The organism is Sphingomonas sp. Y38-1Y, assembly GCF_032391395.1.
Lineage (GTDB): Bacteria > Pseudomonadota > Alphaproteobacteria > Sphingomonadales > Sphingomonadaceae > Sphingomonas.
In genome coordinates this window covers 3,340,335-3,352,216 of sequence record NZ_CP135916.1, presented here as the reverse complement: position 1 = coordinate 3,352,216, position 11,882 = coordinate 3,340,335, and the positions used below count along the sequence as shown (strand labels likewise).

At 67.9% G+C, this 11,882-nt stretch carries 11 protein-coding genes; 3 read left to right on the top strand and 8 right to left on the bottom strand.

All coding sequences use genetic code 11. The features are described 5' to 3' along the window. Window positions 1–3 precede the first annotated feature (3 nt). Window positions 4–351, top strand: coding sequence for a hypothetical protein (locus RS883_RS15865; RefSeq protein ID WP_315761152.1), 348 nt, complete (start codon window positions 4–6; stop codon window positions 349–351). Between the two features lie 219 nt (window positions 352–570). Here the strand turns inward: RS883_RS15865 and RS883_RS15860 are convergent, their stop codons facing one another. Next, a complete protein-coding gene (locus tag RS883_RS15860) occupies window positions 571–2,106 on the bottom strand; it encodes a CpaF family protein (protein ID WP_315761151.1) in 1,536 nt (511 codons plus the stop codon). A 92-nt stretch (window positions 2,107–2,198) separates the two neighbouring features. Between RS883_RS15860 and RS883_RS15855 the strand changes: the two genes are divergently transcribed. Further along, window positions 2,199–3,119 (top strand): DMT family transporter, encoded by a 921-nt coding sequence (locus RS883_RS15855; protein WP_315761150.1) that lies wholly within the window; start codon window positions 2,199–2,201, stop codon window positions 3,117–3,119. Between the two features lie 258 nt (window positions 3,120–3,377). Here the strand turns inward: RS883_RS15855 and RS883_RS15850 are convergent, their stop codons facing one another. The 6 genes from RS883_RS15850 to RS883_RS15825 all read right to left on the bottom strand — a co-directional run bounded on the left by RS883_RS15850 (window position 3,378) and on the right by RS883_RS15825 (window position 8,996). Then, window positions 3,378–3,632, bottom strand: coding sequence for an ATP synthase F1 subunit epsilon (locus RS883_RS15850; RefSeq protein WP_184026315.1), 255 nt, complete (start codon window positions 3,630–3,632; stop codon window positions 3,378–3,380). Window positions 3,633–3,756: 124 nt separating this feature from the next. Then, a complete protein-coding gene (gene atpD, locus RS883_RS15845; protein WP_315761149.1) occupies window positions 3,757–5,229 on the bottom strand; it encodes a F0F1 ATP synthase subunit beta in 1,473 nt (490 codons plus the stop codon). Beyond that, window positions 5,213–5,815 (bottom strand): hypothetical protein, encoded by a 603-nt coding sequence (locus tag RS883_RS15840; RefSeq protein WP_315761148.1) that lies wholly within the window; start codon window positions 5,813–5,815, stop codon window positions 5,213–5,215. Before RS883_RS15840 ends, atpD begins: the two co-directional genes overlap by 17 nt. A gap of 5 nt (window positions 5,816–5,820) precedes the next feature. Next, window positions 5,821–6,702 (bottom strand): F0F1 ATP synthase subunit gamma, encoded by an 882-nt coding sequence (locus RS883_RS15835; protein ID WP_315761147.1) that lies wholly within the window; start codon window positions 6,700–6,702, stop codon window positions 5,821–5,823. A 207-nt stretch (window positions 6,703–6,909) separates the two neighbouring features. Continuing rightward, window positions 6,910–8,439 (bottom strand): F0F1 ATP synthase subunit alpha, encoded by a 1,530-nt coding sequence (atpA, locus tag RS883_RS15830; protein ID WP_315761146.1) that lies wholly within the window; start codon window positions 8,437–8,439, stop codon window positions 6,910–6,912. 2 nt (window positions 8,440–8,441) lie between these two features. Beyond that, on the bottom strand, window positions 8,442–8,996 hold the full coding sequence (locus RS883_RS15825) for a F0F1 ATP synthase subunit delta (RefSeq protein ID WP_315761145.1): 555 nt from the start codon (window positions 8,994–8,996) through the stop codon (window positions 8,442–8,444). A 196-nt stretch (window positions 8,997–9,192) separates the two neighbouring features. On the opposite strand from RS883_RS15825, the gene RS883_RS15820 reads away from it, so the two are divergent. Continuing rightward, window positions 9,193–10,095, top strand: coding sequence for a hypothetical protein (locus RS883_RS15820; RefSeq protein ID WP_315761144.1), 903 nt, complete (start codon window positions 9,193–9,195; stop codon window positions 10,093–10,095). Between the two features lie 163 nt (window positions 10,096–10,258). On the opposite strand, the gene tldD is transcribed toward RS883_RS15820, so the two are convergent. Further along, complete coding sequence (gene tldD, locus RS883_RS15815) at window positions 10,259–11,686, bottom strand: metalloprotease TldD (RefSeq protein ID WP_315761143.1); 1,428 nt, start codon at window positions 11,684–11,686, stop codon at window positions 10,259–10,261. Window positions 11,687–11,882: the final 196 nt, after the last annotated feature.

Genomic DNA, 11,882 nt, shown 5'->3' with positions numbered 1-11,882 from the left:
CGCATGATCGCGCTGGCGCTGTTCCTGGCGCTCGCCGCGTGCAGCGAAGGGGTCGAGGTCGAGGTGCGGCAGGGGGCGGCGGGAACCAGCTTTGCGACCGCGCCGGCCAAGGCGGGGTTCGACGCGTGCATCGACCGCGCATACCTCTATGCCGAGGGCGAGAAGCCGCGGCAGCTCTGGTACGCGACCCGCGGAATGGCCAACACGCCGTGCGTGCGCGAGGTGCGGCTGGCGGCGAATCCGGAGGGGTTCAGTGCGGACGCCCCGCCGGCGCTGAAGGCGGGCGAGCGGTACCGGGTGGAACTGATCGGCAAGGGGTTTACGGCGGCGACGGTGTTCGCCGGGCGCTGAGCTAGGTTCCGGCCCATACACATCAGCGTTCGTTTCGAGCGAAGTCGAGAAACGGGGGTTGGCGCTCGATCCGCGTTTCTCGACTACGCTCGAAACGAACGCTGGAGGAAGGGTGCCAAACCTGTTTCGCCGTTCGTCCTGAGCCTGTCGAAGGACGTGCCGCAAACGCCACCGTCCCGGACACGTGCTTCGACAAGCTCAGCACGAACGGAGGAGTGGTTAGAGGCACGCCTCCAACAACGCCTGGTCGAACCCGAACTGCTTTGCCTTTTCCAGCGTATAGGGGCGCAGGCCCATCGAGCGATATTCGCCCAGGATCTTGCCATCGGCGCTCTCGTCCAGATACTCGAACTTGAACAATTCCTGCGTCACGATCACCGGGCCTTCCATGCCGATCACCTCGGTGATGTTGGTGACGCGGCGCGAGCCGTCGCGCAGGCGCTTGACCTGGATGATGAGGTCGACCGAGTCGGCGATCTGCCGGCTGATCGCTTCCTTGGGCACCTTGATGTCCGACATCATCACCATGTTCTCCATACGCGCCAGGCATTCGCGCGGGGAGTTGGAGTGAAGCGTCGCCATCGAGCCGTCATGGCCGGTGTTCATCGCGGACAGGAGGTCGAAGCACTCGCTGCCACGGATTTCGCCCAGGATGATCCGGTCCGGGCGCATACGCAGCGCGTTCTTGACGAGGTCGCGGATCGTGATCTCACCAACGCCCTCCAGGTTCGGGGGGCGCGTTTCGAGCGGCAGCCAGTGCGGCTGCTGGAGGCGAAGCTCGGCTGCGTCCTCGATCGTCAGCACGCGTTCGCCCGGGTCGATCATCTTGGACAAGGCGTTGAGCATCGTCGTCTTGCCCGAGCCCGTGCCGCCCGAGATTACGATGTTGAACCGGCACGCGCCCGCGACCTTCAACGCGGTCGCCATCTTCTGCGACATCGAGCCGAAGCCGACATACATGTCGAGCGTGATCGGCTTGGCCGAGAACTTACGGATCGAGATCGCCGTGCCCTTGAGGCTCAGCGGCGGGACGATCACGTTGACACGGCTGCCGTCCTTGAGGCGGGCATCGGCGAGCGGCGTGGTCTGGTCGACGCGCCGGCCGACGGAATTGCAGATGCGCTGGGCGATCTGGAACAGATGCTCCTCGTCGCGGAACTGGATGTTGGCGAGCTCGAGCTTGCCCTTGCGCTCGACGAAGGTCTGCTCGGGGCCGTTGACCATGATGTCGCTGATCGCCGGGTCGGACAGCAGCTCCTCGAGCGGACCCAGGCCGAGCAGCTCGTCGACCAGCACCTTCTCGAGCGCGAACTGCTCGCGCCGGTTGAGTGTCAGCTTCAGCTCGGCGAGCACCTCATGGATGATCGGCCGGAATTCCTCGGCGAGCTCGTCCTTCGACAGCGTCGCCGCCGCCTCCGGATCGACGCGTTCGAGCAGGCGCGGCAGCACCTGTTCCTTGATCCGGTGGATCGAGCTTTCGAACCCCTCGTTGCGGCTCTGCGCGGCATCGCCCGACGAGGCCTGGCGATCGGCGAGGCGCTGCATCGCGTCGCCGGCGACGCTGGACGTCGACAGATCGGGCTCGTCCGGGATGAGGCTGGCGCCCGGGAGCGGCAGCGTCTCGATCGCGGGGAACTGGTCGCCGTGATCGGGCTCGACCCGGCCGGGGCCATGCATCGGCCGTGCGACGCCGAACGACGGCCGCCCACCGCCACCGCCGCCTCCCACTCCGCTTCGCCGCCCGAATGCACTCATGCTGAAGCCCTTGTCCCGCCCACTTTTCCTTGGCGTGTCGGTGTAGGGAGCAAGGTTTGACAATTGCCTAACCACGTCCGAAGCGGCTCGGCATGGCGTCAAACGGGGATCAGGACGGGGCCGGCGCCTCGACCGGGCTGTTGTTCGGGATGGCGGGATTCGCGCTGCTGTCGTGCGGCGACGCGGTCATCAAGACGACGGTCGACGAGTGGCCGGCGAGCGGGGTCGCGGCGCTCCGCTATCTGTTCGGCGTCATCGGGCTAACGATCGCGGTGCGGTTGGTCGAGGGGCCGCGCGGCCTTTCGGTGCCGCGTCCCTGGCTCCAGGCCGGGCGAGCGCTCGCCGTGTCGGTCGCGAGCTTCGCCTTCTTCATGGCAATCCGCTCGATGCCGCTCGCCAACGCGACGGCGATCCAGTTCACCAGCCCCGCGCTGACCGCCATCCTGTCGGCGCTGCTGCTCGGCGAACGCGCGCCGCGGGCGGTCTGGGGTGCAACCGCGCTGGCGTTTGCGGGCGTGCTGATCGTCCTTCGGCCCGACGTTGCGCGACTGGGCTGGGCAGCCGGGTGGCCGCTGCTGGCGGCGCTCGGCATGGCGAGCCTGATGATCCTCAACCGGCGCGCGGTCGGCACGGGATCGGCGCTGGCGATGCAGTACACCATCGCACTGTTCGCGGCGCCGATGCTGACCGCGGTCGCGTTCGCAGGCCATTGGAGCGGCGTCGGAGCGATGCAGCTTTCCTGGCCGGACTGGACCGTCGTCGCACGCTGCGCCCTCGTCGCGGCGAGTGCGAGCACGGCGCACCTGCTCGTCTATCTCGCAACGATGCGCAGTTCGGCGGCGGTGGTGGCGCCGACACTCTACGTCCAGCTGCTGACCGCGCTGACGCTGGGATGGCTGTTGTTTGGCGACCGGCCGGATCCGGTGGCGCTGGGCGGCGCCGCGATGGTGGTGGCGAGCGGCCTGTGGCTGTGGCGGAGCCAGCGGCCGCGGGTGGTGCCGGAGTCGGAGTAGGACCCAGATCATCCGTTCGTGCTGAGCCCTTCGACAAGCTCAGGACAGGCCTGTCGAAGCACGTGTTTTGGGCGGTGCGCTATGCGGCACGTCCTTCGACAGGCTCAGGACGAACGGGGGGGAGCGGAAGTGCCCCCTGCGCCGCGTTTGTTTCGAGCGCAGTCTGGAAACCGGGTCTAGTGCTCCCCCAGCGTTTCTCGACTTCGCTCGAAACGAACGCTGGGGTCGAGGTGAGGCTGCTTAGCGCAACCCGCCCGATCAGCCCGCCTTTTCCGCCAGGACCGTCAGGCCCTTGGTCGTCACCTCGGCCAGGCCGCCCTCGACGCGGATCGCTTCGGGGGTGCCGCCGGCGGTCTTGTGGACCATGATCTCGCCGTCGCGGATCGTCGACATGAAGGGTGCGTGCCCCTCGAGCACGCCGAAGTCGCCCTCGCTGCCGGGGACGACGACCATGTGCACCTCCTCCGAGCGGAGGAGCTTTTCGGGAGTCACGAGTTCGAAGTGGAGGGGCATTTCCAAAACCTTCCCCCTCTCCCCTTCAGGGGAGAGGGCAGGGGAGAGGGGCAGTCAGTGACGGGAGCGTGTGGGGCATGCCCCTCTCCCAACCCTCTCCCCTGGAGGGGAGAGGGCTAGACGGTTACGCGTTCTCGGCCAGCTTCTTGGCCTTCTCGACCGCCTCGTCGATGCCGCCGACCATGTAGAAGGCAGCCTCGGGCAGGTGGTCGTACTCGCCCTCGACCACCGCCTTGAACGAGCGGACCGTGTCCTCGATCTGCACGAACTTGCCGGGGATGCCGGTGAAGACCTCGGCGACGTGGAACGGCTGACTGAGGAAGCGCTGGATCTTGCGCGCACGCGACACGGTCAGCTTATCCTCTTCGGACAGCTCGTCCATGCCGAGAATGGCGATGATGTCCTGCAGCGACTTGTACTTCTGAAGCGTCTGCTGGACCGCACGCGCGGTGTCGTAATGCTCCTGGCCGACGATGCGCGGCTCGAGCACGCGGCTGACCGAGTCGAGCGGGTCGACGGCCGGATAGATGCCGAGCTCCGAAATCGCGCGATTGAGGTTGGTCGTCGCGTCCAAGTGCGCGAACGACGTCGCCGGCGCCGGGTCGGTCAAGTCGTCGGCGGGCACGTAGATCGCCTGCACCGAGGTGATCGAGCCCTTGTTGGTCGAGGTGATGCGCTCCTGCAGCGCGCCCATGTCGGTCGACAGCGTCGGCTGATAGCCCACGGCCGAGGGGATGCGGCCGAGCAGCGCCGACACTTCGGAACCCGCCTGGGTGAAGCGAAAGATGTTGTCGACGAAGAACAGCACGTCCTGGCCTTCGACGTCGCGGAAATATTCCGCCATCGTCAGGCCCGACAGCGCGACGCGCGCGCGGGCGCCCGGCGGCTCGTTCATCTGGCCATAGACGAGCGCAACCTTCGAACCCTCGGACACGGCGTTGCCCGCCTCGTCCTTGGCGATGACGCCCGCGTCCAGGAACTCGTGATAGAGGTCGTTGCCCTCGCGGGTGCGCTCACCGACGCCGGCGAACACCGACACGCCGCCGTGACCCTTGGCGATGTTGTTGATGAGCTCCTGGATGAGCACGGTCTTGCCGACGCCGGCGCCGCCGAACAGGCCGATCTTGCCGCCGCGCGCATAAGGGGCGAGCAGGTCGATGACCTTGATGCCCGTGACGAGGATGCCCGCTTCGGTCGACTGGTCGACGAACTCGGGGGCCTTGGCATGGATCGGCGCGCTGCCCTCGGCACCGATGGGGCCGCGCTCGTCGATCGGCTCGCCGATGACGTTCATGATGCGGCCCAGCGTCTTGGGGCCGACGGGGACGGTGATCTGCGCGCCGGTGTCGGTCACGGTCTGGCCGCGGGTCAGACCCTCGGTCGAGTCCATCGCGATCGTGCGGACGGTGTTCTCGCCCAGATGCTGCGCGACTTCGAGCACCAGCCGGTTGCCGTTGTTCTCGGTCTCCAGCGCCGACAGGATCGCCGGCAGATGCGCCTCGAACGACACGTCGACGACGGCGCCGATCACCTGCGAGATACGGCCGACATTGTTGGTACCGCCGGCAGGGCGGATGAGTTCAGGCGCGGTTGCCATCTGCTTGTCCTTGGTCTGGGAATACCGGCGTCGTACCGGTCGGGCGATTGAAAGTCACGGTAATGGTGCGGTTCTCGCCGGCCTTGTCGACGGCGATCGATGCGGGTGCGCCGGCGATGCGGTCGTCGGAGGCCCGCTCGTCGAGGATCGGCTGGAGCGCCTTGTCGTCGGCCAGCGCATACTGGCCCATGAAGCCCTTCAGCACGTCGACGAAGCGCTGCTTGGCGGTGTCGGCATTGGCGGGATCGGTGATCGACAGCGTGAAGACGAGCCGATCGATGTGGTCGGCATCCGCACCCGCCGCCTCGAAAGTGCCGGTGTTCGGCGTCTTCGCGGCCGATTGCGACAACGTGATCGGGTTGCCCTTCGACAGGAAGGTCGCGCCGTCCGCGGCATAGTCGCCGGCGCGGAACCCGAACTGGTTGGCGCGGCCGATCGCTTCCTTGGGCGCGCCGAACGCGCGGTCCCAACCCTGCATCGTCGCGGCGGTCTGCGCTTGCCTGGCCTCGTTCTCGAGCACGGTCGGCCCGCTCTCGCCGCAGGCGGCGAGCAGGACGACGGGCAGGAGGGCGAGGGCCGCGCGCATCGGGATCAGAGCGCCTCGGCGCCCGAGATGATCTCGACCAGCTCGGTGGTGATCGCGGCCTGACGGCTGCGGTTGTATTCGATCTGGAGTCGCTTGATAAGGTCGCCGGCGTTGCGCGTGGCGTTGTCCATCGCGGTCATCTTCGACCCCTGCTCCGACGCCGCATTCTCGCGCAGCGCTCGGAAGATCTGGATCGCGATCGCGCGCGGGAGCAGGTCGGCGAGGATCGATTCCTCGTCGGGCTCATATTCCATCACCGCGCCGCCATCGGTGTCGTTGGCGGCCGTGGCGGGCACCTTGACCGGCAGGATCTGCTGCTCGGTCGGCTCCTGCGTCAGCACCGACTTGAACGTGGCATAGAACAGGTGCGCGACGTCGAACTCGCCCGCCTGGAAGCGCGCGATCAGGTCGTCGGCATAGGCCCGGGCGCTATCGAAGGTCAGCTTGCCTAAGTCGCCGGGCTCGTCCGAATGCACGATCCGGTCGCGATAAAGCCGCGCGAGCACGCCGCGGCCCTTCTTGCCGATCGTGTAGAATTTGACCGTCTTGCCCTCGGCGATCAGCGCGTCGGCGCGGCGGCGGGCGGCGCGGGCGATATTGGTGTTGAACGCACCCGCCAGCCCCTTGTCGCTGGTCGCGACGACGATCAGGTGGACCTGGTCCTTGCCGGTGCCCGAGAGCAGCAGGGGCGCGTTGTCCGCGCCGCCGACCTTGGCCGCCAAGCGCGCGACGACGCCCTCCAGCCGCTGGGCATAGGGGCGCCCGGCCTCCGCCGCTTCCTGCGCGCGGCGCAGCTTGGCGGCGGCGACCATCTTCATCGCCTTGGTGATCTTCTGGGTCGACTTGACCGAGTTGATCCGGAGTTTGAGCGCCTTGAGCGAGGCCATTCTATTGTCCTTCTCCCTCTCCCCTTCAGGGGAGTTTGGGCGAGGTGGTGGTCGAGACTGCCCCCGGCAGTCTCTAGATCATGCCGGGGGCATGATCGACCCCCCACCTCGACCAAACTGGCCGGGGAGAGGGGCAGTCACGAGCGGGAGCGTCCGGGGCCAGGCCCCTCTCCCAACCCTCTCCCCTGAAGGGGAAAGGGCTATATGTCACGCGAACGTCTTGGCGAAGCCGTCGAGCGCGCCCTTGAGCTTGCCCTTGGTGTCGTCCGACAGGTCCTTGCTGTCGCGGATCGCGGTCAGCACGTCGGCGTGCTTCGAGCGCATCTCGGCCAGCAGCGCCTGCTCGTAACGGACGACGTCGGTCACCGCGACGGCATCGAGATAGCCGTTGGTGCCCGCGAAGATCGACACCACCTGCTCCTCGAACGGCATCGGCGAGAACTGCGCCTGCTTCAGCAGCTCGGTCAGGCGCGCGCCGCGGTTGAGCAGCTTCTGCGTCGAGGCGTCGAGGTCCGAACCGAACTGCGCGAACGCCGCCATCTCGCGATACTGGGCGAGCTCGAGCTTGATCGAGCCGGCGACCTTCTTCATCGCCTTAGTCTGTGCGGCCGAGCCGACGCGGCTGACCGACAGGCCGACGTTGATCGCCGGGCGGATGCCCGCGAAGAACAGGTCGGTCTCGAGGAAGATCTGGCCGTCGGTGATCGAGATCACGTTGGTCGGAATGTACGCCGACACGTCGCCCGCCTGCGTCTCGATGATCGGCAGCGCGGTCAGCGAGCCGTTGCCATTCTCGTCGTTCATCTTCGCCGCACGCTCGAGCAGGCGCGAGTGGAGATAGAAGACGTCGCCCGGATAGGCTTCGCGGCCCGGCGGACGGCGCAGCAGCAGCGACATCTGACGATAGGCGACCGCCTGCTTGGACAGGTCGTCATGGACGATCACGGCGTGCATGCCGTTGTCGCGGAAATACTCGCCCATCGCGGTGCCGGTATAGGGCGCGAGGAACTGAAGCGGCGCGGGCTCCGAGGCGGTCGCGGCGACGACGATCGAATACTCCATCGCGCCATTCTCTTCGAGCTGGCGGACGATCTGCGCGACGGTCGAGCGCTTCTGGCCGACCGCGACATAGATGCAATAGAGCTTCTTGCTCTCGTCGCTGCCCTGATTGGCTTCCTTCTGGTTGATGAAGGTGTCGATCGCGACGGCGGTCTTGCCGGTCTGGCGGTCGCCGATGATGAGCTCGCGCTGGCCACGGCCGACGGGAACGAGCGCGTCAAGCGCCTTGAGGCCGGTCTGCATCGGCTCGTGCACCGACTTGCGCGGGATGATGCCCGGCGCCTTCACCTCGACGCGGCTGCGCTTTTCGGCGACGATCGGGCCCTTGCCGTCGATCGGGTTGCCGAGCGCGTCGACGACGCGGCCGAGCAGGCCGCGGCCGACGGGGACGTCGACGATCGTGCCGGTACGCTTGACCGTGTCACCCTCGCGGATCTCGGCGTCCGAGCCGAAGATCACGACGCCGACATTGTCGGCCTCGAGGTTGAGCGCCATGCCCTGCGCGCCGTTGGCGAACTCGACCATCTCGCCCGCCTGGACGTTGTCGAGGCCGTGGACGCGCGCGATGCCGTCGCCGACCGACAGCACCTGGCCCGTCTCCGACACCTGCGCTTCGGTGCCGAAATTGGCGATCTGGTCCTTGATGACCTTCGAGATTTCTGCGGCGCGGATGTCCATTTTCAGCCCTTCATGGCATGTGCGAGGGAGTTGAGGCGGGTCTTGATCGAGCTGTCGATCATCTGGCTGCCGATGCGCACGACCAGCCCGCCGAGCAGGCTGGGGTCGACCGACAGCTCGACATTGACGTCACGGCCGACGCGGGCGCGAAGCTGCTGCTTCAATGCGTCGACCTGATCGTCGGCAAGCGGATGCGCCGACACGACCTCTGCCGTCGTCTCGCCGCGATGGCGCGCGGCGAGCGTGCGGAACGTCTTGATGATGGCGTTGAGGTCGCGCAGGCGGCCGTTCGCCGCGAGCACGCCCAGGAACTTGGTGGTGACCGGATCGAGGCCCAGCGTCTCCGCCACCGCCGCGACGGCGCGGCCGGCTTCGACGCGGCCGATCAGCGGGCTTTGCGTCAGCGCCTTGAAATCAGGCGATTCGGTCAGCGCCTGGCGAACGGTCGCCAGGCTCGTCTCGACCGCGGAAAGCGACTGCTGCTCACGCGCGAGATCGAAGAGCGCGGTCGCATAGCGTCCGCTTAGGCTGGCCTGAATACCGCCGGAAGTCTCCACGCGCGTTCCTTTTCGCGAACCTTGGGTATCCCATCGCGCCGGGTGCGCGAACAGAGCCGCGACAAAGGCGGCCCGGTCGGGACAGGCGCGCGGCTAGCAACTTAATCGCGCGGGTGCAAGTCGTGGGGGGCGGCGCGCTTGCCTCCATCCGCAGTGCGACTATCGTCGATCGCAGGGGAAATCGGGGGTGATCGAGATGGGTGGAAAACGATTCGCGGCGGCGATGGCGCTCGCGTGCGTGGCAAGCGGCGCCGCGGCGGAAGCGGTGCGGATCGCGGCGCTCCGCGCGCCCGCCTCTCGCGAGGTGGCGATGGCGCGCAGCCTGGCGATCGGGCGGATCGGCGGTCGTGACGGGGCGCAGCTCGGCCTCGCGCTGGAGCGCGCATTGTCCGGCGCAGGGATCGGCGGACAACCCTGGTTCGATGTGCTGGCCGGCCGCCGCGGCGAGGATCGCGCCGACATGATCCTCGACGGCGTCGCCGAAACCGATGTCGACGAGGGGCGCATCAAGCTGAAGCGTCAGCGCTGCATCGAGGGTACCGACGACAAGTGCGCGAAGCGCGGCGAGGTCGAGCTCGACTGCACGAGCCGCACCATCAACGTCGTCGGCGACTTGCGCGTCGTCGACGGCGAGGCGGGGCGGGTCGCCTGGAGCGAGCGCAAGCAACGGAGCGACCAGACGAGCTGGTGTCCGGGCGACAGCCGCCCGGCCGGCGTCGAGCAGGTCGTCGCACGCCTGCTCGGATCGATGGCGGACGAGGTCGCGGGCGAACTGGCGCCGCGCGACTCGAACGACAATGTCCGCTTTCGCGAGGGCCGCAGGGGTATGGACAAGGCGACGGGCGAGCGGTTCAAGGTGGCGATCCGACTGACCCAGCGCGACCTGCCCGCCGCCTGCGCCGAGTTCGCGGCGATGCCGGACCATCCGTCGACGCTGTTCAACCGCGCACTGTGTGCCGAGGCGCGCGGCGATCATGCCGGGGCGGAGAAGGGGTTCGCCGATCTCGCGCAGACCGACCGCGACGGCGACGTCCGCGACAGCCTCGCGCGCGTGCGCGGAACGATGATGGTGCGGGAGCTGATCGCGGCGAGGCGGTAGCTCTTCAATCGTCACCCCGGACTTGTTCCGGGGTCCACCTGACAGCCTACTTAGCGGCTAGTTGGGTGTGCGGCGTGGCAACTTGCGACGCTTCCATTTCAGCGGCTTCTGCCCGCGGCCAAGTGGACCCCGGAACAAGTCCGGGGTGACGACGATCGACGCCTCAGTTCAGCGCCGTGCCGCCGACCGTCAGCCCGCCGATCAGCAGCGTCGGCTGGCCCACGCCCGCCGGCACCGCCTGACCGCCCTTGCCGCACATGCCGACGCCCTCGTCGAGCGCGAAGTCGTTGCCGATCCCCTCGACCTTGGTCAGCGCGGTCGGGCCGTCGCCGATCAGCATCGCACCCTTGATCGGCGCGCCGAGCTTGCCGTTCTCGACCATGTACGCCTCCGTGCAGGAGAAGACGAACTTGCCCGAGACGATGTCGACCTGGCCGCCGCCGAAGCTGGTGGCATAGATGCCGCGCTTGATGCGCGAAAGGAGCTCGGCCGGATCGTCGCGGCCGGCGCGCATGAAGGTGTTGGTCATGCGCGGCATCGGCGCGTGCTGAAAGCTTTCGCGCCGTCCGTTGCCGGTCGGCTGCACGCCCATCAGCCGCGCATTGAGGCGATCGTGGATATAGCCCTTGAGCACGCCGTCCTCGATCAGGACGTTCTCCTGGGTCGGCGTCCCTTCGTCGTCGATCGACAGCGATCCGCGCTTGTTCAGGATCGATCCGTCGTCGACGACGGTGACGCCCCGGGCCGCGACCTGTTCGCCGATGCGGCCGGCATAGACGGAGCTGCCCTTGCGGTTGAAGTCGCCCTCCAGGCCGTGCCCGACCGCCTCGTGCAGCATGACGCCGCACCAGCCGGGGCCGAGCAGCACGGGCATCTCGCCCGCGGGAGCGGCGACCGCCTCCAGGTTGACGAGCGCCTGGCGCAGCGCCTCGTCCACCGCGCGGTTCCACGTCTCGGGCGCCATGATCCGGTCGTAGAGCTCGCGCCCGCCGATCCCGAACGATCCCGATTCGCGCCGGCCGTTCGCCTCGACCACGATCGAGACGTTGAGGCGGACGAGCGGCCGGACGTCGGTGGCGGTGAAGCCGTCGGGGCGGACGATCTCGACGACGTTCCACGATCCGGTCAGGCCGACGCTGACCTGTGCGACGCGCGGGTCGCGGGCGCGCGCGGCGGCGTCGATCGTCTGGCACAGCGCGACCTTGTCGGCGAAGGGCACGAGGTCGAGCGGATCGGCGGCGGTATAAAGGTGTCGGTTGTTGCCGCGGGGCGGGGCGGCCTTGGCTTGCCGCGCGGGATCGATCAGCGCCATCGTCGAGGCGGCCCGCGCGATCGCGTCGGCGGACAGCGCGTTGCCTTGCGCGAACGCGGTCTGCTCGCCCGAGACGGCGCGAAGGCCGAAGCCCGAATGGTTGTTGTACGACGCGGTCTTCAGCCGGCCGTCGTCGAACCCGAACGCCTCGCTATGCGAATATTGTAGGTAGAGTTCGCCATCCTCCGCACGGGTCAGCGCATCGCGGGTCAGGCGAAGCGCGGCGTCGGGATCGAGGGCATCGCCATAGAGGAAGGCGCGGGGATCGGCTGGGGTCATGTGGCCGATATAGGCGGGCGGTGTGCGATGTCGAAGGGGTGGGGGCGCACCTCGCCGGTGCGGCACCTTCTTAGTTACTTCCCCGGCGAAGGCCGGGGTCCAGTTGGGAAGGCCGATGTGGAAGCACGTTGCGCTTCATCAGCAGCGACGTCCCAGTTGGACCCCGGCCTTCGCCGGGGAGGTGCGTTTTGAATGG